This is a genomic window from Variovorax defluvii, assembly GCF_039541515.1.
GTDB classification, from domain to species: domain Bacteria; phylum Pseudomonadota; class Gammaproteobacteria; order Burkholderiales; family Burkholderiaceae_C; genus Variovorax; species Variovorax defluvii.
In genome coordinates, this window is sequence record NZ_BAABGJ010000076.1 from 152,048 (window position 1) to 175,200 (window position 23,153).

Annotated in this window: 23 protein-coding genes and 1 tRNA gene; 13 read left to right on the forward strand and 11 right to left on the reverse strand. The window is 68.2% G+C overall.

Going from position 1 to position 23,153, the window contains the following annotated elements:
- Positions 1-26: 26 nt before the first annotated feature.
- Positions 27-1,181, reverse strand: a complete 1,155-nt coding sequence (gene rodA, locus ABEA07_RS21085) for a rod shape-determining protein RodA (RefSeq protein ID WP_345540292.1) — start codon at positions 1,179-1,181, stop codon at positions 27-29.
- An 89-nt stretch (positions 1,182-1,270) separates the two neighbouring features.
- Between rodA and ABEA07_RS21090 the strand changes: the two genes are divergently transcribed.
- From ABEA07_RS21090 to mtgA, 5 genes are read left to right on the forward strand one after another with little or no spacing between them, the layout of a single operon-like run.
- A complete protein-coding gene (locus tag ABEA07_RS21090; protein WP_345540294.1) occupies positions 1,271-1,867 on the forward strand; it encodes a YqiA/YcfP family alpha/beta fold hydrolase in 597 nt (198 codons plus the stop codon).
- Positions 1,868-1,918: 51 nt separating this feature from the next.
- Positions 1,919-3,973 (forward strand): ribonuclease catalytic domain-containing protein, encoded by a 2,055-nt coding sequence (locus tag ABEA07_RS21095; protein ID WP_345540295.1) that lies wholly within the window; start codon positions 1,919-1,921, stop codon positions 3,971-3,973.
- Positions 3,970-4,839 carry an energy transducer TonB gene (locus tag ABEA07_RS21100; protein ID WP_345540297.1) on the forward strand — a complete coding sequence of 290 codons (870 nt, stop codon included), beginning with the start codon at positions 3,970-3,972 and terminating at the stop codon, positions 4,837-4,839. Before ABEA07_RS21095 ends, ABEA07_RS21100 begins: the two co-directional genes overlap by 4 nt.
- 25 nt (positions 4,840-4,864) lie before the next feature.
- On the forward strand, positions 4,865-5,707 hold the full coding sequence (gene aroE / locus ABEA07_RS21105) for a shikimate dehydrogenase (RefSeq protein WP_345540535.1): 843 nt from the start codon (positions 4,865-4,867) through the stop codon (positions 5,705-5,707).
- On the forward strand, positions 5,704-6,453 hold the full coding sequence (gene mtgA / locus ABEA07_RS21110) for a monofunctional biosynthetic peptidoglycan transglycosylase (protein WP_345540299.1): 750 nt from the start codon (positions 5,704-5,706) through the stop codon (positions 6,451-6,453). Before aroE ends, mtgA begins: the two co-directional genes overlap by 4 nt.
- 9 nt (positions 6,454-6,462) lie before the next feature.
- Here the strand turns inward: mtgA and ABEA07_RS21115 are convergent, their stop codons facing one another.
- Positions 6,463-8,007 (reverse strand): cryptochrome/photolyase family protein, encoded by a 1,545-nt coding sequence (locus ABEA07_RS21115; RefSeq protein ID WP_345540300.1) that lies wholly within the window; start codon positions 8,005-8,007, stop codon positions 6,463-6,465.
- Positions 8,008-8,094: 87 nt separating this feature from the next.
- Positions 8,095-8,170, reverse strand: a tRNA-Gly gene (locus ABEA07_RS21120).
- A gap of 91 nt (positions 8,171-8,261) precedes the next feature.
- On the opposite strand from ABEA07_RS21120, the gene ABEA07_RS21125 reads away from it, so the two are divergent.
- From ABEA07_RS21125 to ruvC, 3 genes are read left to right on the forward strand one after another with little or no spacing between them, the layout of a single operon-like run.
- Positions 8,262-8,909 carry a lysophospholipid acyltransferase family protein gene (locus tag ABEA07_RS21125; protein ID WP_345540301.1) on the forward strand — a complete coding sequence of 216 codons (648 nt, stop codon included), beginning with the start codon at positions 8,262-8,264 and terminating at the stop codon, positions 8,907-8,909.
- Positions 8,910-8,921: 12 nt separating this feature from the next.
- Positions 8,922-9,983 (forward strand): phosphatidate cytidylyltransferase, encoded by a 1,062-nt coding sequence (locus ABEA07_RS21130; RefSeq protein WP_345540303.1) that lies wholly within the window; start codon positions 8,922-8,924, stop codon positions 9,981-9,983.
- On the forward strand, positions 9,980-10,528 hold the full coding sequence (ruvC, locus tag ABEA07_RS21135; RefSeq protein WP_345540304.1) for a crossover junction endodeoxyribonuclease RuvC: 549 nt from the start codon (positions 9,980-9,982) through the stop codon (positions 10,526-10,528). The genes ABEA07_RS21130 and ruvC overlap by 4 nt, the downstream gene beginning before the upstream one ends.
- Before the next feature lie 15 nt (positions 10,529-10,543).
- Here ruvC and ABEA07_RS21140 read toward each other — a convergent pair whose 3' ends face one another.
- Positions 10,544-10,942 carry a type II toxin-antitoxin system VapC family toxin gene (locus ABEA07_RS21140; protein WP_345540305.1) on the reverse strand — a complete coding sequence of 133 codons (399 nt, stop codon included), beginning with the start codon at positions 10,940-10,942 and terminating at the stop codon, positions 10,544-10,546.
- Entirely contained in the window at positions 10,939-11,199 is a 261-nt protein-coding gene (locus tag ABEA07_RS21145; protein ID WP_345540306.1) for an AbrB/MazE/SpoVT family DNA-binding domain-containing protein, read from the reverse strand. Before ABEA07_RS21145 ends, ABEA07_RS21140 begins: the two co-directional genes overlap by 4 nt.
- A 152-nt stretch (positions 11,200-11,351) precedes the next feature.
- Here ABEA07_RS21145 and ABEA07_RS21150 point away from each other — a divergent pair, with 152 nt between their 5' ends.
- Together ABEA07_RS21150 and ABEA07_RS21155 are read left to right on the forward strand one after the other, a co-directional pair.
- Complete coding sequence (locus ABEA07_RS21150) at positions 11,352-12,218, forward strand: DUF1295 domain-containing protein (protein ID WP_345540308.1); 867 nt, start codon at positions 11,352-11,354, stop codon at positions 12,216-12,218.
- Between the two features lie 45 nt (positions 12,219-12,263).
- Entirely contained in the window at positions 12,264-12,689 is a 426-nt protein-coding gene (locus tag ABEA07_RS21155) for a DUF2177 family protein (RefSeq protein WP_345540309.1), read from the forward strand.
- 15 nt (positions 12,690-12,704) lie between these two features.
- On the opposite strand, the gene ABEA07_RS21160 is transcribed toward ABEA07_RS21155, so the two are convergent.
- Positions 12,705-13,355, reverse strand: a complete 651-nt coding sequence (locus ABEA07_RS21160) for a ChrR family anti-sigma-E factor (RefSeq protein ID WP_345540311.1) — start codon at positions 13,353-13,355, stop codon at positions 12,705-12,707.
- On the reverse strand, positions 13,352-14,008 hold the full coding sequence (locus ABEA07_RS21165; protein ID WP_345540313.1) for a sigma-70 family RNA polymerase sigma factor: 657 nt from the start codon (positions 14,006-14,008) through the stop codon (positions 13,352-13,354). The genes ABEA07_RS21160 and ABEA07_RS21165 overlap by 4 nt, the downstream gene beginning before the upstream one ends.
- A 122-nt stretch (positions 14,009-14,130) precedes the next feature.
- Between ABEA07_RS21165 and ABEA07_RS21170 the strand changes: the two genes are divergently transcribed.
- Genes ABEA07_RS21170 through ABEA07_RS21180 form a run of 3 tightly spaced genes read left to right on the forward strand, consistent with a single transcriptional unit; the run spans position 14,131 to position 17,668 of the window.
- Complete coding sequence (locus tag ABEA07_RS21170; protein ID WP_345540314.1) at positions 14,131-15,498, forward strand: NAD(P)/FAD-dependent oxidoreductase; 1,368 nt, start codon at positions 14,131-14,133, stop codon at positions 15,496-15,498.
- The gene (locus ABEA07_RS21175; protein WP_345540316.1) at positions 15,495-16,292 is read left to right on the forward strand and encodes a DUF1365 domain-containing protein; all 798 of its coding nucleotides are present in this window, start codon (positions 15,495-15,497) and stop codon (positions 16,290-16,292) included. The genes ABEA07_RS21170 and ABEA07_RS21175 overlap by 4 nt, the downstream gene beginning before the upstream one ends.
- Positions 16,289-17,668 carry a class I SAM-dependent methyltransferase gene (locus ABEA07_RS21180; protein ID WP_345540318.1) on the forward strand — a complete coding sequence of 460 codons (1,380 nt, stop codon included), beginning with the start codon at positions 16,289-16,291 and terminating at the stop codon, positions 17,666-17,668. Before ABEA07_RS21175 ends, ABEA07_RS21180 begins: the two co-directional genes overlap by 4 nt.
- Here ABEA07_RS21180 and ABEA07_RS21185 read toward each other — a convergent pair.
- The 4 genes from ABEA07_RS21185 to ftsZ all read right to left on the reverse strand — a co-directional run bounded on the left by ABEA07_RS21185 (position 17,553) and on the right by ftsZ (position 23,056).
- On the reverse strand, positions 17,553-20,444 hold the full coding sequence (locus ABEA07_RS21185; protein WP_345540320.1) for a pentatricopeptide repeat-containing protein: 2,892 nt from the start codon (positions 20,442-20,444) through the stop codon (positions 17,553-17,555). The two genes, ABEA07_RS21180 and ABEA07_RS21185, sit on opposite strands and share 116 nt — an antisense overlap.
- Before the next feature lie 225 nt (positions 20,445-20,669).
- Positions 20,670-20,846: a hypothetical protein gene (locus tag ABEA07_RS21190; RefSeq protein WP_192871589.1), complete on the reverse strand. Its 177-nt coding sequence runs from the start codon at positions 20,844-20,846 to the stop codon at positions 20,670-20,672.
- Between the two features lie 4 nt (positions 20,847-20,850).
- Positions 20,851-21,774, reverse strand: a complete 924-nt coding sequence (lpxC, locus tag ABEA07_RS21195; RefSeq protein WP_345540321.1) for a UDP-3-O-acyl-N-acetylglucosamine deacetylase — start codon at positions 21,772-21,774, stop codon at positions 20,851-20,853.
- 73 nt (positions 21,775-21,847) lie between these two features.
- On the reverse strand, positions 21,848-23,056 hold the full coding sequence (gene ftsZ, locus ABEA07_RS21200; protein ID WP_345540323.1) for a cell division protein FtsZ: 1,209 nt from the start codon (positions 23,054-23,056) through the stop codon (positions 21,848-21,850).
- Between the last annotated feature and the right edge of the window lie 97 nt (positions 23,057-23,153).

Consider the following 23,153-nt stretch of genomic DNA (forward strand, 5'->3'; position numbering starts at 1 on the left):
GCTTCGCGGTGTTCCTGGCCTTGAAGTCAACTCTGGACAAGTCTCTTGGCCCGCGCGATCGACATCAGGATGCCCAGCGCCAGCCCCAGCGTCACCATGGCCGTGCCGCCGTAGCTGATGAAGGGCAAGGGCACGCCCACCACCGGCAGGATGCCGCTGACCATGCCCATGTTCACGAAGGCGTAGGTGAAGAAGATCATGGTCACCGCCCCGGCCAGCAGGCGCGAGAACAGGGTGGGCGCGTCGAGCGCGATCGCCAGGCCGCGGAAGATCAGGAAGATGAAGCCCGCGATCAGGGCGAGGTTGCCGGCCAGGCCGAATTCCTCGGAATAGGCGGCGAAGATGAAGTCCGTGGTGCGCTCCGGGATGAATTCCAGGTGCGTCTGCGTGCCCTGCATGAAGCCCTTGCCGCCGATCCCGCCGGAGCCGATGGCGATCATGCCCTGGATGATGTGGAAGCCCTTGCCCAGCGGGTCCTTGGTCGGGTCCAGCAAGGTGCAGATGCGCTGCTTCTGATAGTCGTGCAGCACGCGCCAATCGACCCCGTCGGCGCACAGCTGCGATTCGAAGCCCACGATCAGCGACACCGCCACGACGCCGATGACGACCGGCGGCACGATCAGCTTCCACGACAGGCCGGCGAAGAAGATGACGGACAGCCCTGCCGCCAGCACCAGCAGCGACGTCCCCAGGTCGGGCTGTTTCATGATAAGCCCCACCGGGATCGCGAGCAGCACCGTCGCCACCACGAAATCCAGGGTGCGGAGCTGGCCCTCGCGCCGCTGGAACCACCAGGCGAGCATGAGCGGCATGGCGATCTTGAGGATCTCGCTGGGCTGGATCACCATGCCGACGTTGATCCAGCGGGTGGCCCCCTTCTTGGTGATGCCGAACATCGCCACCGCGACGAGCAGCCCCACGCCGACCACGTAGAGCGGGACCGCGAAGGACATCAGCCGCTGAGGCGGCACCTGCGCCACCACGAACATGATGAAGCCCGCCAGGAGCATGTTCCGGCCGTGGTCCATGAAGCGCGTGCCGTGGTCGAACCCGGACGAATACATGGTCAGGAGGCCGGCACAGGCCAGCAGCAGCACGGCGAAGGCGAGAAAACCGTCGAAGCCCTGGAAGATGGGCGCGACGCGCCGTGCAAGCGACGGCTGTTGGAAAACGGCGGACATGAGCACGAATTATCTGTCGGCGACCGGCCCCAGGCCCCTTCAAGGACAATCCGGGACGCCCCGGTCCGACGGCGATTGCCAACAAACGCATGAAAACCCCGCCCGCCACGCACCTGCTCTACCTCCACGGCTTCCGCTCCTCGCCGCAATCGAACAAGGCCCGACTGATGGCGCAACGTGTCGCCGAGCGGCACCCTCGGCTGCACTGGTGGTGCCCCCAGTTGCCGCCCTCGCCGCGCGAGGCCATCGAGCTGGTCATGCAGGGCATCGCCCGGTGGCCCCGGGAATCGATGGCGGTGGTCGGCTCCTCGCTGGGCGGCTTCTATGCCACCTACGTGACCGCCGTGACGCGCTGCCGCGCGGTGCTGCTGAACCCGGCCGTCCATCCGGCACGCGACCTGGCCCGCTACATCGGCGACCAGACCCTCTGGCACGACCCGGCCACGCATTTCCACTTCCGGCCCGAGTACGTGGACGAGCTGCGCGCTCTCGACGCCGGCCCACTGGCGCAGCCCGAGCGCGTCTTCGCCATCATCGCCAAGGGCGACGAGGTGCTGGACTGGCGCGAGATGACGGCCCGCTACCCCGGCAGCCGCATTGCGCTGCTCGAGGGCGGCGACCATGCCCTGTCCGATTTCGAACGCCGCCACCTCGACGATGTGATGGACTTCATCGATCCGGCCTGAGCAACGGGCCGGCGGTCGGCGCGCGCGCCGGCCCATGGGACAATCCGGCCCATGTTTGTTTTGTTCGAAGAAGCCGGCAAGTACCTGGGCGGCCGGGTGCTGTCCGAGGCAGAGGCCTCGGCGCAGGTCGAGCTGGATTCCGGCAAGCGGGTCAAGGTGAAGGCCGCCAACATCGTGCTGCGCTTCGAGAAGCCCGCCCCCGCCGCCTTGCTGGACGAAGCGCGCACCATCGCCGCCGGCATGGACCTGGACCTGGCCTGGGAATTCGCGCCCGAGGGCGATTTCGGTTTCGGCGAGTTGGCGGCCGACTATTTCCAGGCCAACCCGACGCTGCCCCAGCAGGCCGCCGCGCTGCTGGGACTGTTCGACGCCCCGCACTACTTCCGCCGCGCCGGCAAGGGCCGCTTCAAGAAGGCGCCTGCCGAGATCGTGCAGCAGGCCCTGGCGGCGATCGAGAAGAAAAAGCTGGTGCAGGCGCAGATCGCCGAATGGGCCGCGCAGCTCGCGGCCGGCGAATGCCCGGCGCCGGTGCGGGAGCAGCTCTACAAGATCCTCTTCAAGCCCGACAAGAACGCGCCGGAATACAAGGCGGTGGTCGAGGCGGCACGCGCCAGCCAGCGCCCGCCGCTCGAGCTGCTGCGCCGCGCCGGCGCGATCGACTCGCCCTACCAGTTCCACTGGCGGCGCTTCCTGTTCGAGAACTTCCCCAAGGGCACCGGCTTCCCCGCGCTGCAGGCGCCGGCCATCGCGGACGAGCTGCCGCTGGCCACGGTGCAGGCCTTCTCGGTCGACGACTCGCACACCACCGAGATCGACGACGCGCTGTCCGTCGAGGGTCTGGGCAGCGGCACGGTGCGCGTCGGCATCCACATCGCCGCGCCCGGCCTGGCACTGGCGCCGGGCGGCCCGATCGACCAGGTGGCCCGCGCGCGCATGTCCACCGTCTACATGCCGGGCCACAAGATCACCATGTTGCCCGACGAGGTGGTGGAGGCCTACACCCTGCTGGAAGGCCGCGACTGCCCGGCCGTCTCGCTCTACGTCGACTTCGACGAAGGCTCGCTGGAGATGAAAACCAGCGAGACCCGGCTGGAGCGCGTGCCCGTCGTCACCAACCTTCGGCATGACCAGCTCGACGGCTTCATCACCCAGCCCTGGCTCGAAGACCCCGCGATCGACGGCGCAGACGTGCCCGAGGCTGCAGCACGGCTGCGCGAACCGCTGTCCTTTCTCTTCCGACTCGCGAAGCACCTCAAGGCGCAGCGCGAGGTGGTGCGCGGCAAGCCCGAGAACTTCAGCCGTCCCGACTACAACTTCCGCCTGCCCGGCGTGACGGGCGAGCCGACCGGCGAGGAGGACGTCGAAATCACCACGCGCCAGCGTGGCGCACCGCTGGACCTGATCGTCTCCGAGGCCATGATCCTGGCCAACAGCGGCTGGGGTGGCTGGCTGGCCGAGCTGGGCGTGCCCGCCCTCTACCGCAGCCAGGCCAGCCTGGCGCCCGGCATCAAGGTCCGCATGGGCACCAAGGCCCTGCCGCACGCCGGCCTGGGCGTGAAGAGCTATGCCTGGAGCACCTCGCCGCTGCGCCGCTACACCGACCTGGTGAACCAGTGGCAGATCATCGCGGCCGCCCGCCATGGCCGCACCGCCGCGCTGGCGGCGCCCTTCAAGCCCAAGGACGCCGACCTGTTCTCCATCCTCTCGGGCTTCGACGCGGCCTACAGCGCCTACAACGCCCACCAGGCCGGCATGGAACGCTTCTGGACGTTGAAGTACCTGGCGCAGGAAGGCATCACCGAACTCGAGGCCACGCTGATCAAGGACATGCCCCATGGCGCCCTGGCCCGCGCGGACCACCTCCCGCTGGTGTTCCAGGTCACCGGCACACAGGGCCTGGCGCGCGGGGCGCGGGTGCGCGTGAGGCTGGGCGAGATCGACGAGATCGCGCTCGACGTCCACGGCACCGTGACCGAGCGCCTCGACGCCGCGCCCGCCGAGGCGCCGGCGGAGGAGGAAGCCGAGGAGGAAGAAGTCGCCGGCCCGATTGCCATTGCCGTCGACCTCGCCGACGGCGAAGCCGCTCCGGAGAACCAGACGGCATGAACCTGCGCGACCTGAGCAGCCTGCAGATTGCGCTCGGCATCTCGGTCGCCGCGCATGCCCTGGTGCTCGGGTTCCGCTTTGCCGATCCCGAAGGCTTCAACCGCGTCTTCAGCGAAGCGCCCCTCGAAGTGATCCTGGTCAATGCCAGGACCAACGACCGCCCGCCCGAGAAAGCCCAGGCGATCGCCCAGGCCTCGCTGGCCGGCGGCGGCGACCTCGACCGCGGACGCGCCACCAGCCCCCTGCCGCCCTCCACCTTCACCGCCGTCGGCGATTCGATGGAAGAGGCGCAGCGCCAGATCGAGAGCATGCAGGCGCAGCAGATGCTCCTGCTCACGCAGATCAAGCAGCAGTTGGCCGCGATGCCGCCGCCCGATCCCAGCCGCCAGGGCAACCCCAGCGAGGCCGCGGCCCGCGAGGAAAAGCGTCGCCAGCTCATCGAGCTGCTGGCGGAGATCGAGCGCCGCGTCAACGAAGAGAACGCGCGCCCCAAGAAGCGCTATCTCAGCCCCGCCACCCGCGAAGCGGCCTACGCGATCTACGTCGACGCGCTGCGCCGCAGGATCGAGGCGCGCGGCACCGCCAACTTCCCCGAGTTGGCGGGCAAGAAGCTCTATGGCGAGCTCACCATGATGGTGACCGTCAACTTCGACGGAACGATCCTGGCGACCGACATCATCGAAGGCTCCGGCAACGCCGTGCTGGACCGGCGGGCGCAAGCCATCGTGCGCAGCGTCGGCAGCTTCGGCCCCTTCACCGAGGCCATGCGGCGGCAGGCCGACCAGATCGTGCTGCCCTCGCGATTCAAGTTCACCCGCGACGAGACGCTGGAGACGCAGGCCTCCTCCGCCTCGTCCAGGCAATGAACATCAAGCCAGCATCAGCATGCCTATGGACCTCTATTGCGTGATGGGCAATCCGGTCGAGCACAGCCGCTCACCCTGGATTCATGCGCGCTTCGCCGATCTGACCGGCCAGGCGCTGGACTACGGCCGCCGGCTGGTGCCGCTCGACGGCTTTGCCGACGCGGTGGCCGCCTTCCGCGCCGATCCGGCCGGCCAGGCGCGCGGGTGCAACGTCACGGTGCCCTTCAAGTTCGAGGCCGCGGCCCTGTCGCAGCACCTGAGCCCGCGCGCGCGGCTGGCGCGTGCGGTCAATACCTTGCGCTTCGCGGACGACGGCGTCCACGGCGACAACACCGACGGCGCCGGCCTGGTGGCCGACATCACGCAGCATGCCGGCGTGCCGCTGGCCGGCGGCGAGCTGCTGCTGCTGGGCGCCGGCGGAGCCGCCGCCGGCGTGCTGGGGCCGCTGCTCGAGGCGCGTCCGCGCCGCGTGGTGGTTGCCAACCGCACCCTGGCCAAGGCCATCGCGCTGGTCCGCAGCCATGCGGCGCTGGCCCTGCAGCACGGCATCGCGCTGGAAGCGCACGCATTGGATGCGGTGCCTGGCCAGTTCGACGTGGTGGTCAACGGCACCGCCTCCAGCCTGGCCGGCGGCCAGGTGCCGGTGGGCGCGCAGGTGCTCAAGCCCGGCGCGCTGGCGGTCGACATGATGTACGGGCCGGCTGCCGCCGGCTTCATGGCCTGGGCCCGCGACAACGGCGCGGTGCCGCGCGACGGCCTGGGCATGCTGGTGGAGCAGGCTGCCGAGTCCTTCGCGATCTGGCGCGGCCTGCGTCCGCCCTCGGCGCAGGTGCTGGCCGAACTGCGCGCGATCGTCGACAGGCAGTGAAGGCGATTCTGACCTGGATCCTCTGCCTCCTGTTCGCGGCGGTGGCGATGGAACTCTTCTTCATCGGCCGCATCGCCGCCATGGCAGTGATCGATCCGCAGTCCACCAGCTTCCAGCGCTCCGAGGCCTGGCAGCTCGCCACGGGCGGGCGCAGCAATGGCGAGCGCGACTGGCAACAGCAGTGGGTGCCCTATTCGCAGATCGCCGACACCCTCAAGCGCGCGGTGATCGCGAGCGAGGACAGCGAGTTCATCTATCACAACGGCGTCGAATGGGAAGCCATCGAGCGCGCACGCCAGCGCAACGAGAGGGCCGAGCAGATCGCGCAGAAACGCGCGGCGCAGATGCGCGCCCGCGGCAGGGAGCCGCGGCCGGTCCAACTGCGTGGCGGCTCGACCATCACCCAGCAGCTCGCGAAGAACCTGCTGCTCTCGGGCGAACGCACGCTGCTGCGCAAGGGCCAGGAGCTGGTGCTGGCAGTCGCGCTCGAACTGTTGCTGGACAAGCAGCGCATCCTGGAGATCTACCTCAACAGCGTGGAATGGGGCGAAGGCATCTTCGGGGCCGAGGCCGCGGCGCGGCACTACTTCAAGAAGCCGGCGTCGCGGCTGAACGCGCATGAAGCGGCCCGCCTGGCGGTGATGCTGCCCAGCCCCAAGTTGTTCGAGAAGCGCCTGCAATCAGCCTACCTGTCGGGACGCACGGCCACTATCGTGGCGCGCATGCCTGCGGCCGAACTGCCCTGAACGCCCGGCTCACAGCAAGTCCGGATGCGCGCGCATGCCGTCGGCGGTGCGACGGATGGCGGCACGCTCCTCCTCGCTGAATCGCCCGAGGTTGCGGGTCATCATGACAGTGCGGGGGTTGTTTTCCAGCATTCGCGCGTGGCGCGCGACGAAGTCCCAGTACATCACGGTCATCGGGCACGCGCCCTCGCCGCGGCGCGTGCCGGGCTGGTACCGGCAGCCGTCGCAATAGTTGCTCATGCGCCGGATGTACGCGCCGCCGGCCGCGTAGGGCTTGGTGACGAAGCGCGCGCCATCGGCGAAGAGCGACATGCCGACGGTGTTGGGCAACTCCACCCATTCCACCGCATCGACGTAGACCGACAGGTACCATGCGTGCACCTGCGACGGCTCCACGCCGAACGTCAGGGCGAAGTTGCCCGTGACCATCAGGCGCTGGATGTGATGGGCATAGCCAGTCCGCAGGGTCTGGCCGATCGCCTGCCGCATGCAGTTCATGCGGACCTGGCCGGTCCAGTACCAATCGGGCAGATCCTCGTGGTGCTTCAAGGCGTTGGCTCGCGCCAGCTTCGGCATGCGCCACCAGTACACGCCGCGCATGAACTCGCGCCATCCGAGGACCTGCCGCACGAAGCCTTCGACCGCCTCGATCGGCGCCCTCCCGGCGCGCCAATGCGCCACGGCCGCATCGATCACCTCGCGCGGACCGAGCAGACGCAGGTTCATCGACGACGACAGCAGCCCGTGGTAGAGAAAGGGCTCGTCGGCCCACATCGCGTCCTGGAAGCGCCCGAAGTCCTGCAGCCTGTGTTCGACGAAATCGGCGAGCGCAACCAGCGCCTGCTCACGCGTGACCGGCCAGTCGAAGCCGGAGGCGCTGCCGTAGTGGTCGCCGAAATGGGCATCGACCTCGTCCAGGACCTCCCGCGTGATCGCATCGGGCGGAAAGGAGGGCGGCGCCGGCAGCATCCCCGGCCCGGTGCGGCCGAAAGCACCGCGGTTGTCATGGTCGTAGTTCCATTGCCCGCCTTCGGGCCGGCCCTGATCGTCCAGCAGCACGCCGTGCTTCACGCGCATGTGCCGGTAGAAGGTCTCCATCACCAGCCGCCGCTGGCCGTGCGCGTGCTCGGCGAACTCGGCACGCGAGGCCATGAAGTGGAGGTCGTCACGAGACGCGAGCCGCACGCCGGCCTCCTCGCAGACTGTCGCGATCGCCTGCTCGAGGCGCCACTCGCCCGCTTCGACCATCACCACGGCCTCCGGCCGATGCCGCGACAACGCATCGGCCAGCGCGGCGCCGATCGAGGCGAAAGGATGCGCACCCAGCTTCAGGTAATCCAGCGGAAACCCGCGCGACACCAACGCTTCGGCGAAGTGCCGCATCGCCGACAGGAAGATCGCCGTGCGCATCTTGGTGCTGGGCACGTGCTCCGATTCTTCCCGCACCTCGGCCATCCACACTCGGTCGCGCGCGGCATCGAAGCCGTCGAACGCGACGCTCGAGGCACTCAGCTGGTCGCCCAGCACCACCACCAGGTTTCGCATGGACCCCATGGTGCAGGAATCTGCCGCGCCCAGAAAGCAGAAAGGCCACCCGAGGGTGGCCTTTCTGACTCTTGGGCCGGCATGCGCCGAAAAATCTGGAGCGGGAAAAGAGTCTCGAACTCTCGACCTCAACCTTGGCAAGGTTGCGCTCTACCAACTGAGCTATTCCCGCGTTTGAAGGGTTCGAATGATAACGGATTCGAGCGCCCTTCCCGGGGCGAGCCGAAGAAAATCATGCGCGCGCGGCCCGTATCATCGCCGCCATGCTCGCAAAGTTCACCGGGTGGTTGCTGCTGGGCCTGATCCGGCTGCTCACCGGGGCCCAGGCGCGCTGGTGGGGTTGCCCACCCAAGGCAGAGCAGCGCATCTACTTCGCCAACCACCAGAGCCACCTCGACCTGGTAATGATCTGGGCCGCCCTGCCCGAGGAGCTGCGCAGCATCACCCGACCCATCGCCGCGCGCGATTACTGGGCGACCACGCCCTTCAAGCGCTGGATCACCACGGAGGTCTTCAACGCGATCTACGTGGAGCGCGGTGGCAGTGCCCCCGGGAGCACCCCGCCGCCTCCCGGCAGCGCCGAAGCCCTGCTGCCGCTGCAGCCGCTGATCGAGGCGCTGCGAAGCGGCGACTCGATCATCATCTTTCCCGAGGGCACGCGCGGCCACACCGGCGAACCCCAGAAGTTCAAGTCGGGCCTCTTTACGCTGGCGCAGATGTTCCCCGATGCGGTGCTGGTGCCGGCCTGGATCGACAACGTGCAGCGCGTCATGCCCAAGGGAGAGGTGGTGCCGGTGCCCATCCTTTGCTCCGTCACCTTCGGCGCGCCGCTGAAGCTCGCCGAGGGCGAGGAGCGCCGCCTTTTCCTCGACCGCGCGCGCGAAGCGGTCATTGCCCTGCGGTACGTGTAGGGGCCCGTGCGGATGTACGACTACCTCCGACAGCTCTCGCCGACCCATCAGGTCGCGGCCTTGTTCTTCATCGTCTTCGGCCTGCTCTTCGTGGTCAGCGTCGCGGCCTTCCTGCTCAGCTTCCGCGAGCGCCGCAACCCCGTGCACGACGAGCGTTGGCAGCGCGAACTCGCGCACTTCCGCAAGCTGCTGAGCACCACCTGGGTCATGGCGGTGATCTTCTGGATCGGCTGGGCCCTCGGCGAGACCGTCGCCACGCTGCTGTTCGCGCTGATCTCCTTCTTCGCGCTGCGCGAGTTCATTACCCTGTCGCCGACGCGGCGCGGCGACCATCGCAGCCTCATCCTGGCCTTTTTCATCGTGCTGCCGCTCCAGTTCTGGCTGGTGGCCACGGCGCGCTTCGACCTGTTCACCGTGTTCATTCCGGTCTACGTCTTCCTCGCGATCCCGGTCGTGAGTGCGCTGGCCGACGATCCGAATCAGTTCCTCGAGCGCAACGCCAAGCTGCAGTGGGGCATCATGGTCTGCGTCTATGGCATGAGCCATGTGCCGGCGCTGCTGCTGCTTTCGTTCCCGGGCTACGAGGGCAAGAGCGCCTTCCTCGTGTTCTTCCTGGTGTTCGTGGTGCAGACCTGCGTGCTGGTGCAGCACCTGATCGCGCGGCGCAGCGGTGCGCCGGGAACGGCCACGCAGGAAGACTCGCCACGCGGGCCCATGCAGCGCGCCGGCGACTGGCTGTTCCGCGACGAGCCCGTGGCGCCGCACGTGAGCCAGAGCTTCAACTGGCGCAGCTGGGCCATCGGCATGGCCATCGCGAGTGTCGTCGGTGCGCTGTTCTCCTTCATCACGCCCTTCCGCTTCGAACAAGCGCTGGCGGTCTCGCTGCTGGCCTGCGTGGCGGGCTCGATGGGCCACCTGGTGATGAAGGCGCTCAAGCGCGACCGCGGCATTCCCAGCTGGGGCCGGCGCGAAGTCGGCGTGACCGGTGCCAACGGCCTGCTGGACCGCGTCGATGCGCTGTGCTTTGCCGCGCCGGTCTTCTTCCATTCCGTCCGCTGGTATTTCGGCGCATGAGGATTCTCGGCATCGACCCCGGCCTCCAGACCACCGGCTTCGGCGTGGTGGACATGGATGGCCATGCGCTGCGCTACGTGGCCAGCGGCACGATCAGCACCCGCCAGGTGGCACAGGGCGAATTGCCGGCGCGGCTCAAGGTCCTGTACGACGGCATCGGCGAGATCGTGGCGCGCTACAAACCCGACGCGGCCGCGGTGGAGATCGTGTTCGTCAACGTCAACCCGCAGTCCACCCTGCTGCTGGGCCAGGCGCGCGGTGCCTGTCTCACCGCGCTGGTCTCGAACGCCCTGCCGGTGGCGGAATACACCGCGCTGCAGATGAAGCAGGCCGTCGCCGGGCACGGCCGCGCGGCCAAGGCGCAGGTGCAGGAGATGGTGCGGCGGCTGTTGGAGCTGCCCGGCATGCCCGGCAGCGACGCCGCCGACGCCTTGGGCATCGCGATCACTCATGCGCATGTGGGCAGCTCCATGGCGCGCATCGGGCAGGCGGCGGTGCTGACGCGCAAGGCGAGCGGCATGTACAGGAAGGGCCGGACGCGCTGAAGCCGGCACCCGCGATCAGCGCAGCAACTGGTGCGTCGATGTGCGGGCCGCCCGCTTGTCGAAGGTCAGGATGGGCGCGTGCCCGGCAGCTTGCGCTCGCACGGCCAGCAGGTAGTCCGAGAAGTCGGCGGGGCCGGTCTCGTGCAGGCCCAAGGCCTGCCGCACGAGGCTGGGCGATTCGATCTTGAGATGTTCCTGGTCGAGCAAGGCAGCCAGGGCGCCGCGGATCACGTCACGCGCATATCCATAGCTGCGCTCCAGGACCCAGCTCAGCTCACAAAGCACGATATGGTCGACGTACGCCGGAGATCGTGCCGTGGCGTGCTCACGCAGCCAGGCCTCTACCTTGGCGGCTTGACGCGAGTCGTCGTTGGTGAGCAACCGCACCAGGAGATTGGTGTCGAGCGCCGTCATTTCTTCAGGCCGGTGCGGTGCTTGTCACGCAGATGGTCGGCGATTCCGGCATCCATTTCCTCCACCGACCTGGCCCGGGTCGGCTGCGGGAGAAGCCCACGCAATTTCTTGGCGGGCGTGGAGGGCGGCCGCTTCAGGATGATGGTGTCGTCATCCAGTACGGTGACCAGCAGGCGGTCGCCCGCTTCGAGGCCCAGCCGTGCGCGCGCGGCGCTCGGCAATGTCATCTGGCCCTTGGATGTCAACGTGGTTTGCATGATCTTCCTTACTTTTAAGTAAGGATACTACGGCGCTTCCTGCCCGTCATCAGATCCGACCTGCCTGTCAAGCGAAGATCCAAATGCCGCATCGCTGCGTAAGGGTCAAATCCGGCCACCGTGCCGCCGCCTCGACTCTGAAAGACACCGGCATGCCGCAGACCGCCGACCGCGCACTCCAATGGGCCGAACACGGCCTCGTGCCGGATGCGGTCGGGCACTTCGGCGGGTCCTTGCCGGCCCTGGCCGCGCTCGGCCTGCTGCCCGCGCTCGGCATCGCCGTGCTGACGTGGCTCGCAAGCCTTTGGCGCCACGACGCCAGCCTAGCGGACCGCACATGGCCATGGATGATCGTCGCCCCGGCGCTGCTCTATCTCGCGCTTCGGCCCGGAACGCCCGCCCGCGACATGACGATGGCGATATTGGGCCTGGCCTGGGCACTGCGGCTCGGCCTCTACCTCACTTGGCGCAACTGGGGGCACGGCGAGGACCGCCGCTACCGCGCGATGCGCGAGCGCAATGCACCGCACTTCGCCTGGAAGAGCCTGTACCTCGTGTTCGGCCTGCAGGCGCTGCTGGCCTGGACGGTCTCTGCCCCCTTTCTGGCGGCCGCCGGGTCGGTGCGCGCCTTCGGCTGGCTCGATCTCGCGGGTGCCGCACTGGCCGCGTTCGGCATCGTCTTCGAGTCGGTGGGCGATGCCCAGCTCGCACGCTTCAAGGCCGACCCTGCCCACCGAGGCCAGGTGATGGACCGCGGCCTCTGGCGCTACACCCGCCATCCCAACTACTTCGGCGAGGCCTGCGTGTGGTGGGGCCTGGGCCTCATGGCCCTGGGCGCGGCAGGCGCCGGCGGCCTCTGGAGCCTGGTCTCGCCGCTGCTGATGACAGGCCTGCTACTCAAGGTGTCGGGCGTGAGCCTGCTGGAGAAAGACATGGCCGAACGCCGCCCCGCTTACCGGGACTATGTCGAACGCACCAGCGCCTTCCTGCCGGCACTGCCCCGCCGCGAGCGGCGGTAGCCCCCCCGATCTCGACAACCCACCCCCTTCGACAAAGGAGCTTCCATGACCATCCGCCAGTTCGCCGTCGCCTACGTTGCCGGAGGCCTGGTGCTGCTCGTGCTCGATGCCGCGTGGCTTTCCACGATGGCCGCCCGGTTGTACCGCCCCGCCATCGGCCACCTGATGCAGCCCGCCTTCGACGTCAAGGCAGCGGCGCTCTTCTACGTGCTCTACCTGGCCGGGGTCGTGTTCTTCGCCGTGGCGCCGGCGCTCGACGTCCGTTCATGGACCGTCGCGCTCGGCCGCGGCGCGCTGCTGGGGCTCATCGCCTACGCGACCTACGACCTGACCAACCAGGCCACCTTGAAGGACTGGCCCTGGCACCTGACACTGATCGACCTGGCCTGGGGCAGCATCCTGACCGCCGCCGCAGCCGCGGCAGGCTGTGGCGCCGCGCTCGCGTTCAGCGGCGACGCCGCGGGCCGCTGAAGCAGCCCCCCTCCATCACATGTCGATCAAGGCAGCCAGCGTGCGCGCCAACGGGCTGTCGAAACGCATGCGGCCTTCGACCGACGCGAGGCAGATGCAATCGCCGCCGTCGCGCACCGCCGGCTGGTGATGAACGCTGGGGTCGGCCGCATCGAAATCACCCGGCCCGAACAGGTCGCGGCCATCATGGAAGGCCCCATGCAACACCTGCGTCAACTCGCTGTCGCTGTGGGTATGCGGCGCCAGGCTGCGGCCGGCACCGATGCGCAGCAGGAACAGTTTGGCCTGCGGGTCGGCCGGCAGGCGCAGCCGGCTCCAGCGCATGCCGGGGCCGAGCCATCGCCAGGAGGTGGCGGTGCAGGCCTCCAGCGCACGCGGCCAGGCCAGGCCGGCAGGCAGCGACGGCCGCTCGGAGGGCGGGAGCGCGGCCGGGCGGCGCGGCGGCGCATCGATGGCCGCCAGCGTCCGCGCCAGCGCCTGCGACGACAAGTCCGCGGGCGCCATGTCTTCCAGCAGCACGCCACCCACACTCTCCAGAAGCCGCAGCTGCGCCCGGCAGTGGGCGCAACCCTCGACATGGACGGCAACGACCAGCGCGGGCCCCGGCGCCAGGCCGCCGGCCGCCATCGAAAGCAACAAATCGTCCTCAGGATGGTGCTTGATCATGGCTCGAGCCCCTCGAGCAGCCGCCGCAGATGGCCGACGGCCAGGCGCACGCGCGACTTGACCGTGCCCAGCGGCAGGCCCAGCTCCTGCGCGATCCGGGCGTGCGGGTGCTCTTCGAAAAAAGAAAGCCGAAGGATCCGGGCCTGCTCCTCCGAGAGACGGGCCATCGCGTCGCGCACCCGCGCCTCGCGCTCCCGCGCCAGCACCTGGTCGTCGAGCGCCGGGAGGGCATCGGGCAACTGCTCGGCCTGCTGGTCCTCGTCCGCCAGCAGGTGGTTGCCTTGACGCCGCAAATGATCCACCCGGAGATTGCGCGCGATGGTGAAGACCCAGGTGGACGCACCCGCCCGTGCCGGATCGAACATGGCCGCCTTGCGCCAGACGCTCACCATCGTCTCCTGCGTCAGTTCCTCCGCCAGGGCCTCACGGGTGCCGCTCAGCATGAGATAGCCCTTGACCCGCGGCGCGAAATGCTTGAACAAGGCCGCGAAAGCCTGCCTGTCGGCCGCTGCCACCGCCTTGAGCCATGCGTTCAATTCCTCGCTGGTGGGCACGGGTCCTCGACGATGTTCCTGGGTCACCACCGACAGCCAGGGCGAGCGTTGCGCGGCGGGTCTGGCGGCGGTGGTCGTGGGTTTGCGGACGGTGTGCATGCTCCTCATACGCAGCGCCCGAGGCATTAGATCATGGCGGCCGTGGCCGGACGAATCCAAAAGCCCGCCTGACCCGTATAAAGGCACGGTCCGATCTTCCATTCATTCGCTTTGCTCCACGCATGACGCTCGCATCCGGCTTCGAGGCACGCCCTCCCGCCACCGCCGACCCGCAGGGGCCGGTGCTGAACATCGCCGTGATCGGCAGCGGCATCTCGGGTTTGTCGGCGGCCTGGCTGCTGGCGCGGCGGCACCGCGTCACTGTCTTCGAGGCCGAGGCCCGTGCCGGCGGCCACAGCAACACCGTGGACGTGGACGGCGCGCAGGGCCCGCTGGCGGTCGACACCGGCTTCATCGTCTACAACGAAGCGGCCTATCCGAACCTGAGCGCGCTCTTCGCGCACCTCGGCGTGGACACCGACCCCTCCGACATGTCCTTCGCGGTCAGCCTCGACGGCGGGGCCCTGGAGTATTCGGGCACCGGGCTGGGCGGGCTGTTCGCGCAGCGCGCCAATCTGTTCAGCCCGCGCTTCTGGTCGATGCTGCGCGACCTGCTGCGCTTCTACCGGCAGGCGCCCGCACACGCAAGCGAGGCAGGCCTGATGTCGCTCGATGCCTGCCTGGACCTGCACCGCTACGGCCGCGCCTTCCGCGAGGACCATCTCTACCCCATGGCCGCGGCCATCTGGTCGGCGCCGGCCGCAAGCATCGGCGAGTACCCGGTCGAGTCCTTCGTCCGTTTCTGCCGCAACCACCGCCTGCTCGACCTCGGCCAACGCCCCCCATGGCGCACCGTGCGCGGCGGCAGCCGCCGGTACGTGGAGCGGCTGGTGAGGAGCCTCGGCCACGGCATGCGCCTGGGCCATTCCGTCGTCGAGGTGCGCCGCGACGTGGCCGGCGTGCTCGTGCACACGGCCGACGAGCCGACCCCCGAACGTTTCGACCACGTCGTGATCGCCACCCATGCGGACCAGGCCCTGCGGCTTCTGGGCGACGCAAGTCACGAGGAATCCCGCCTGCTCGGCGCCTTCGCATACACCCGCAACCATGCGGTTCTGCATGGCGATCCGGACGCGATGCCGCTGCGCCGTGCCGTCTGGTCGAGCTGGAACTACGGCGCAAGGCGCAACGCCGCCGAAGCGCCATGCGTCACGTACTGGATGAACCGGCTCCAGCACCTGCCGGGCGCGGCGCCGCTCTTCCTCACGCTGAATCCGCGGCAGGAGCCCCGGTGCGTCATCCGCAGCGAAATCTACGAGCACCCGCTCTTCGACGCCGCGGCCATCCGGGCCCAGCGCGCGCTCTGGTCGTTGCAGGGGCGCGGCGGCGTCTGGTTCTGCGGCGCCTACTTCGGCTCGGGCTTCCACGAGGACGGCCTGCAGTCCGGCCTCGCGGTGGCGGAGGCCCTGGGCGGCGTGCGTCGCCCCTGGACGGTGGCCGGCGAGTCCAATCGCATCCACGTCGGGGCGCCCCTGGCGCGAGCGACATGAACACCGGGCACTCCGCGCTTTACATCGGCCGCGTCGTCCACCGCCGCCTTCGGCCGGTGGCCCATCGCCTGCACTACCGCATGTTTTCCCTGCTGCTCGACCTGGACGAACTGCCGCAACTGCCGCGCCGGCTGCGCCTGTTTTCACTCGACCGTTTCAATCTGTTCAGCCTGCACCAGCGCGACCATGGCGCCGCCACCGGCGAGAACCTGCGCGCCCACGTCGACCGTCAACTGGGCGACGCCGGCCTGGAGGGCGGCGGGCCGATCCGGCTGCTGGCCATGCCGCGCATCCTGGGCTACGCCTTCAATCCGCTGAGCGTGTACTTCTGCCATCGAGCGGATGGCGAACTTCAGGCCATCCTGTACGAGGTCCGCAACACCTTCGGCGAGCGGCACAGCTACCTGATCGAAGTCGAGGGCGACCAGCGCCGCGGCGGCACGATCCGGCAGAGCTGCGACAAGCGCTTTCACGTGTCGCCCTTCCTGGGCATGGAGATGCGCTACGGCTTCCGCATCGTGGCGCCCGGCGGTGATGCGATGCATCTGCACGTGGCAGTCACGGCGGCGGGTGAAGAGGGGCCGGTGCTTGCGGCCAGCTTCGATGCGCGACGGCATGCCCTCGACGACGGCGCCCTGATGCGGGCCTTTCTGTCCGTGCCGCTGCTGACCCTGAAGGTCGTGGCGGCGATCCACTGGGAGGCCCTGCGCCTGTGGGCCAAGGGGCTGCGCATCCATCGCCATCCGGGTCCGCCCGGCCAGGCCGTGACCATCGTCAAGACCCCGCATCCATGAGCACCTCGCCCTCCGGTTCAGACCCCCTGCTGCCCCTGCTCGGCCAAGCCCCTTTTCCGCGCAGCGCCTGGGCCACGCGCCCGCTGCGCCTGTTCCTCGCGCGCCTGCTCGGCCGCCTGCAATGCGGCGCCATCGCGATCGAACTGCCCGGCGGCGAGCGCCTCGAGGCGCGCGGCCCCGTTCCCGGACCTCATGCCTGCCTGGTGCTGCACCGCTGGCGCGCACTGGCCCGGCTGCTGCTGCAGGGCGACATCGGACTGGCCCGCTCCTACCGCGACGGCGACTGGTCGAGCCCCGACCTGCATGCCCTGCTGGACTTCGGCATCCGCAACGAGGCAGGCTGGTCGGGCGACGTCGACGCGATCCGCCCCTTGCGCTGGCTGTGGCGCCTGCGGCACCTGGCGCAACGCAATTCGCGCCGCGGCAGCCGCGACAACATCGCCTTCCACTACGACCTGGGCAACGACTTCTACAGCCTCTGGCTCGATGCCGAACTCAACTACTCCAGCGGCTTGCAGACGCACGGCACGGCCTCGCTCGAAGAGGCGCAGGATGCCAAGCGCCGGCGCGTGATCGAGCTGCTGGCGCCGTACGAGGGCGCCGCCGTGCTGGAGATCGGCTGCGGCTGGGGTGCCCTTGCGCTCGCCCTGGCGCGCGACCATGGCGCACGGGTGACGGGCCTGACGCTGTCCGCCGAACAACTCGCGCATGCACGCCGCTGCGCGGCCGGGCACGGCCTGCAGGACCGGCTGGATCTGCGTCTGCAGGACTACCGCGACGTCGAGGGCCGCTACGACCGCATCGTGTCGATCGAGATGCTCGAAGCGGTCGGCGAGCGCTACTGGCCCACGTATTTCGACGCGCTGCGCGAACGGCTTGCGCCCGGCGGGGTCGCGGTGCTCCAGGTGATCACCATCGACGATGCGCACTTCGAGCACTACCGCGCGGGCGCGGACTTCATCCAGTGCTTCATCTTCCCGGGCGGCATGCTGCCCTCATGGCGGGCCTTGCAGAAACAGGCCGCGCGCGCCGGGCTGGCGATCGAACGGGTGCAGACCTTCGGCAGCAGCTACGCGGCCACGCTTGCCGAATGGCGCAGTCGCTTCCAGCGGGCCTGGCCGGCGATCCAGGCGTTGGGATTCGACGAATCCTTTCGGCGCCTGTGGGAGTACTACCTCTGCTACTGCGAGGCGGGGTTTCGTGCGGGGCGCATCGACGTCGGGCTGTACGTGCTGCGGCACGGGGAAGAGCCGAACGCGCTCAGCGGTGACCCAGCACACCCGGCGCTATCTCGACGACCGGCATCCGATTCCGGGTCATGTATTCCTCGACAGTCTGTCGAATCCTGCCCCCCGCGGCTTCGTGGCCCACGATGAACTGCGTCGTGCCGGTGATCGACCACCCATGGTGAATGAGCAAGGCGCCGATCAACGCGGCCTGCGCGTCCGCGTTCCAAGGTGTGGCAGGGTTGGGCAGGTCCACGGCGAGCGCGCTTTCGCGGAAGTCAAAGATATTGGCGGCGGGCTTTCCCGGCACCAGGGGCAAGAGGCCCAGCCTGGGTTTCAGAACTCGGGCGTCGATCGCGCTCTGCAGCAGTCGCTGGCATTCGTCGGTTCTCTTGGAGGGATCCAGGGCCCGGATCAGCAGGCTGTAGGTCGTGATGTCAGGTCTGAAGTCCGGCGGCATGGAGCGCATGACCTGCAGCACGCCCGCCACGTTGCCCGTTGTCGCGTGGGCGGCGACGAGCGCGTTGTAAGTGCCGCGCGTCGGACGCCTGGCAGCCGGGACCCCGCCTTCATTCATCGAGACGAAGACACGTGACGCTTCGTCCGGACGCCTTGCATTCCCATAGGCGGTGATCAGCGCGTTGTCGATGGTCACGTTGCGCAGTCCTGGCGGCATCCCATCGGCAATCAGCTCAGCCGCATCAGCCCACCTGGGCTCATGCTTCGCCGCATTCGCATAGGCCGTGATCAGTGCCGCATACACCATGGCACCCGCAGTCCCTTGCTCCCGGCGGATGGCACCAAAGACCTCCAGCGCTTCCGGCACGCAGCCGGCATTCCCGTATGCCGTCAACAGTGCGGTCAACGTCGCGACATTGGGTCTGGGCCCGTGACGCAGCATCAAGGTGTGCAGCGCCTTTGCCTCATCCGCCATGTTCGCATTCGCATACACGGTCATCAATGCGTTGCACGTGCCAATATTCCGGCCCATGCCGCTCTGGTCCAACTGGTCGAAAAGCCTGCGCGCGTCAACCCACTCACCGCCCTTTCCTTCCGCCGTGATCATGGCGTTGAAGATCTCGACGTTCAGCCGCACACCCAGAGCGCCTACCTTGTTGAACCAGGCCCGCGCTTCAGGGAGCCTGCCGCCACTTCCGTAGGCCGCAATCATCCGCGCAATGCTGGTCGCATCGGGCTCGATCCCCGCATCGACCATTGCGGTGTACGCGGCAACGGCTCCGTCGGGGTCTCTTGCGTTCCCGCAGGCCTCCATCAAGAGGTTCCAGGCAGAGCGATCGGGTTCCAGGCCCGCTTGCTGCATGCGGCGGAAGATGTCAGGCACTTCGCTGGCCCGCCCGCCGACGACATACGCCTTCATCAACACGACGAAGGAAAAGACGTTCGGACGGAGGCCAAGCCTCGGCATGCTGTCGAATCTGGCCTGCGCCTCGTCGACCCGCCCAGTCAATGCGTATGCCAGGATCAAGGCACTCACGCAATAGATGTCCGGGCTGCCGATCGAGTCGTAGAAGTCTTGCGCGGCCTGGACCATGCCTGCCTGGGCGTAGGCCCTGATCAAGTACGAAGCGGCCTTCGGGCTGTGCGAAATGATGGCGAATACCTCCTGTGCCTCCTTGACTCGACCCGCCTTGGCGTAGAGCTTGATCATCATCTCGTTCAAGAGGAGCGAGCCCCTGCGCGGGTCTGCCTGCTGAAAGACCGCCCTGGCGTCATCGATCCGGTCGAATTGGGCGTAAGCGTCCATCAGGTTCATCACCGTCCTCAAGCTGAACATCCCCGCCAATGCGGCACGCTCCTGGACCCACCCCAGCTGGTCCAACCGGCCCGCGTCCTCGTAGGCCATGAACATGGAGAGGATGAGGGGCATGTCAGGCTCCACCTGGCAATCCAGCATCCTCTGGAATACGTCCTCCGCATCGTGGATCCGCCCTTCCAACCTGTACGCATCGATCAGGATGCAGCCGATCGTGCAGTTGGGCGGGATCGAATGGGGCGGCGCCATCATCCGCTCGAAAGCCGCGCGTGCGCCGCTGATCTGCCCGGCCTGCGCGCAGGCCTTGACCAAAGCCCCGAATGACCTCACGGTCTGCGGCAAGCCGACGTGGGCGATGGCGTCGAACACCTCCTGGGCCTTGTCGGGCCGGCCGACCGCTCCCCACGCGCCGATCAGCGCATTGCGCGCCTTGGGGCCAGGCTCGAAGCCGGCCTCCTTGATGGCATCCAACAGATCGCTCGCCTGTTGGGCCTGCTTCACTTTCGTGCACGCCTTGACGAACGAAACCACGACGCTCTCGAGCGGAGGGCGTCGGGCTGCAAGCATCCGCTGGATCACGCTTTGTGCATCGTCGATTCGATCCGCCCTGAGGTCGGCCAGGATCAAGTAGCCGCAAGGATCCTGTGTGAGCTCCACGCCGTCTTCGATCATCAGGTTGAAGGCGTCGTGCGCTGCGTCGAGTTGTTGCTGGTCAACACACTTGCGGACCAACGCGTCATAGCTGAAATGCCTGCGTTGGCCTTCCGGCACCGCCGTCCTCATTCTGGCGATGCATGCCCACGCGCCGCGCCAATCCTTTTGTTGTTTGATGTTTTCGCTCGTGACGCGGGAAACGGCCTCCGCCGTGGCGCGACGGTGATAGCCGGCCCCCTGTTCGTAGCGCCAGCAAACGGCCTCGTTCTCGGGCTTTATCGTGCAGGTCAAGAAGGCGGGGACGTTGGCCGATGAAGGGGGGAGGTCATGCACAAAACGCCAGCCCCGCCAGGATGTCGCATCGTCCTCGCGCCCGCGCTTCGTGCGCTCGAAGAAAGGCGGCAGGGTATCGCTGGCGGGACCGCCGGTCGAGCGTCGCCTCGTGATGGTTCGCTCCGAACGCTCGGGCCCTGCGGGGTTGGTCGCTTTGAGGTGCATGGCTTCCTTCTCGCGCGAAGCGCTCAGATCCGCTGCAAGAGGGCGATGAGCTCCTCGGCCGTCAGCGAGCCTGCGAGAAAGCATGGGTGTGGCGATTCCAGGTGACTGCTTTTCATGGGGGCTGGGTAACCCCCTGGATCGACAAGTTCCCGGACGGCGCGCTTCACATCGCCGCTCGCCACCGACGCCGGACGTGGCGCCGGCAAGCGACGGACGACAGGCGAGTCAGGCCACCCGCTCCGCGATCAGCACCGCGAAGAAGCCCAGGGCGGCGAGCAGCGTCCACTTGAGCACGATCCAGCCGAAGCGCTTGTACTTGGGCTGGCCGGTGCCGGCATAGAAGGCGAAAGACACGCCCGCCACCAGGAGCAGCAGGAGGATGGCCCAACGAAACAGCAGCATCGCGCTACCAGGCCCGAGCGACCTCGGCGAAGCCGGCCGGCGCCTGCCGCGGGTCTTCGAAAGTCACGATCTCGTAGGCGTCCTTCTGCGCCAGCAGTTCGCGCAGCAACTTGTTGTTGAGCGCGTGGCCCGAACGGAAGGCACTGTAGGCCGCCAGCAGGGGACGGCCGACGACGTAGAGGTCGCCCATGGCATCGAGGATCTTGTGCTTCACGAACTCGTCGTCGTAGCGCAGCCCGCCGGCATTGAGCACCTTGGTGTCGTCCATCACGATCGCGTTGTCGAGCCCGCCGCCCAGGGCCAGGCCCTTGGAGCGCATGTACTCGACCTCCTTGGTGAAGCCGAAGGTGCGGGCGCGCGCGATGTCGCGGCTGTAGGAGCCCGAGCCGAGGTCGAACTCGAAGCGCTGCCCGCTGGCGTTGACCACGCGGTGGTCGAAGTCGATCTCGAAGCGGAGCTTGTAGCCGTGGTACGGCACGAGGCGCGCCCACTTGAGGTCGTGGCCTTCGCCTTCGCGCACCTCGACCGGCTTCGTGACCTGGATGAAGCGGCGCGGCGCATCCTGCAGCACGATGCCCGCGCTCTGCAGCAGGAAGACGAACGAAGAAGCCGAGCCGTCGAGGATCGGCACCTCGTCGGCCGTGATGTCGATCAGCAGGTTGTCGATGCCCAGGCCGGCGCAGGCCGACATCAGGTGCTCGACCGTCTGGACCTTGGCGCCGTTGGTGGACACCGTGGAGGCCAGGCGCGTGTCCGTCACCGACTCGGCCCGCATCGGGATCGCCACCGGCTCGGGCAGGTCGACCCGGCGGAAGACGATGCCGCTGTCGACCGGTGCGGGCCGCAGCGTCAGCTCGACGCGCTGGCCGCTGTGCAGCCCCACGCCGACGGCACGGGTGATGGATTTGAGGGTTCGTTGCTGGAGCACGGCAGCGATTTTAGGAGCGCGAGGCATCCGGCGCGCCGTGCGCCTCGCTATCTCCGCAATAGCCACCATGGACTCAGTCGGCCTGGCGACGCAGGAAGGCGGGAATCTCGATGTCGTCCATCCCGCTGGTCGACAGCGCATCCACCTTGGCCGCGGCCATCGTGCGGTTGGTGCGCCACACGCTGGGAACGGCCATGCCGTCGTACTTGGGCTGGCCGAGGTTTCCGCCCTGCATCCCGCCGCCGAGCGTCGGCACGGTGAAGGGGATGTTGTCGGTGCCGGTGCGGATCACCTCCAGCGCGGGCGCCTGGCGGCGGTCCTGCTGGCCCGAGAGGCCCGTGGCGACCACGGTCACGCGCATCTCGTCGCCCAGGCTGTCGTCGTAGGCGGCGCCGTAGATCACGTGCGCATCCTCCGCGGCGAAGGCGCGGATGGTGGTCATGGCAAGCTTCGACTCGGACAGCTTCAGCGAAGCCTTGGATGCCGTCACCAGCACCAGCACGCCCTTGGCGCCCGAGAGGTCCACGCCCTCGAGCAGCGGGCAGGCCACGGCCTGCTCGGCAGCGATGCGCGCGCGGTCCGGGCCGGAGGCCGCGGCGGTGCCCATCATGGCCTTGCCGGGCTCGCCCATCACGGTGCGCACGTCCTCGAAGTCGACGTTGACGCCGCCGTACTCGTTGATGATCTCCGAGATGCCGCCGACGGCATTCTTCAGCACGTCGTTGGCATGGCCGAAGGCCTCTTCCTGCGTCACGTCCTCGCCCAGCACGTCGAGCAGCTTTTCGTTGAGCACCACGATCAGCGAATCGACGTTGGCTTCCAGCTCGGCCAGGCCGTTGTCGGCGTTGGTCATGCGCCGGCCGCCTTCCCAGTCGAAGGGCTTGGTCACCACGCCCACGGTGAGAATGCCCATCTCCTTGGCCACCCGCGCGATCACCGGCGCCGCGCCGGTGCCGGTGCCGCCGCCCATGCCGGCGGTGATGAACAGCATGTGCGCGCCGTTGATGGCACCGCGGATGTCGTCCACCGCCGCCTCGGCCGCGTCACGGCCCTTCTCGGGCTTGCTGCCCGCGCCCAGGCCGTTGGTGCCCAGCTGGATGGTCTTGTGCGCGTTGCTGCGCTGGAGCGCCTGCGCATCGGTGTTGGCGCAGATGAACTCCACGCCCTGCACGCGGCGCTCGATCATGTGCGCGACCGCGTTGCCGCCGCCGCCGCCCACCCCGATCACCTTGATCTGGGTGCCCTGGTTGAACTCTTCGATCTCGATCATTTCGATGGCCATTTCTGACTCCTTGAATTTGCAGTTGCCTTGTTTGTACGAATGGGTTGTTTTGAGTATCACGGTCTGCCCCTCCGAGGCGGTCCGGTGCGCCGCCATC

Coding starts and splice junctions, on each gene's coding strand:
- rodA (WP_345540292.1), bottom strand. CDS start 1,181: ATGTCCGCCGTTTTCCAACAGCCGTCGCTTGCACGGCGCGTCGCGCCC.
- ABEA07_RS21090 (WP_345540294.1), top strand. CDS start 1,271: ATGAAAACCCCGCCCGCCACGCACCTGCTCTACCTCCACGGCTTCCGC.
- ABEA07_RS21095 (WP_345540295.1), top strand. CDS start 1,919: ATGTTTGTTTTGTTCGAAGAAGCCGGCAAGTACCTGGGCGGCCGGGTG.
- ABEA07_RS21100 (WP_345540297.1), top strand. CDS start 3,970: ATGAACCTGCGCGACCTGAGCAGCCTGCAGATTGCGCTCGGCATCTCG.
- aroE (WP_345540535.1), top strand. CDS start 4,865: ATGGACCTCTATTGCGTGATGGGCAATCCGGTCGAGCACAGCCGCTCA.
- ABEA07_RS21115 (WP_345540300.1), bottom strand. CDS start 8,007: ATGGGGTCCATGCGAAACCTGGTGGTGGTGCTGGGCGACCAGCTGAGT.
- ABEA07_RS21125 (WP_345540301.1), top strand. CDS start 8,262: ATGCTCGCAAAGTTCACCGGGTGGTTGCTGCTGGGCCTGATCCGGCTG.
- ABEA07_RS21130 (WP_345540303.1), top strand. CDS start 8,922: ATGTACGACTACCTCCGACAGCTCTCGCCGACCCATCAGGTCGCGGCC.
- ruvC (WP_345540304.1), top strand. CDS start 9,980: ATGAGGATTCTCGGCATCGACCCCGGCCTCCAGACCACCGGCTTCGGC.
- ABEA07_RS21140 (WP_345540305.1), bottom strand. CDS start 10,942: ATGACGGCGCTCGACACCAATCTCCTGGTGCGGTTGCTCACCAACGAC.
- ABEA07_RS21145 (WP_345540306.1), bottom strand. CDS start 11,199: ATGCAAACCACGTTGACATCCAAGGGCCAGATGACATTGCCGAGCGCC.
- ABEA07_RS21150 (WP_345540308.1), top strand. CDS start 11,352: ATGCCGCAGACCGCCGACCGCGCACTCCAATGGGCCGAACACGGCCTC.
- ABEA07_RS21155 (WP_345540309.1), top strand. CDS start 12,264: ATGACCATCCGCCAGTTCGCCGTCGCCTACGTTGCCGGAGGCCTGGTG.
- ABEA07_RS21160 (WP_345540311.1), bottom strand. CDS start 13,355: ATGATCAAGCACCATCCTGAGGACGATTTGTTGCTTTCGATGGCGGCC.
- ABEA07_RS21165 (WP_345540313.1), bottom strand. CDS start 14,008: ATGCACACCGTCCGCAAACCCACGACCACCGCCGCCAGACCCGCCGCG.
- ABEA07_RS21170 (WP_345540314.1), top strand. CDS start 14,131: ATGACGCTCGCATCCGGCTTCGAGGCACGCCCTCCCGCCACCGCCGAC.
- ABEA07_RS21175 (WP_345540316.1), top strand. CDS start 15,495: ATGAACACCGGGCACTCCGCGCTTTACATCGGCCGCGTCGTCCACCGC.
- ABEA07_RS21180 (WP_345540318.1), top strand. CDS start 16,289: ATGAGCACCTCGCCCTCCGGTTCAGACCCCCTGCTGCCCCTGCTCGGC.
- ABEA07_RS21185 (WP_345540320.1), bottom strand. CDS start 20,444: ATGCACCTCAAAGCGACCAACCCCGCAGGGCCCGAGCGTTCGGAGCGA.
- ABEA07_RS21190 (WP_192871589.1), bottom strand. CDS start 20,846: ATGCTGCTGTTTCGTTGGGCCATCCTCCTGCTGCTCCTGGTGGCGGGC.
- ftsZ (WP_345540323.1), bottom strand. CDS start 23,056: ATGGCCATCGAAATGATCGAGATCGAAGAGTTCAACCAGGGCACCCAG.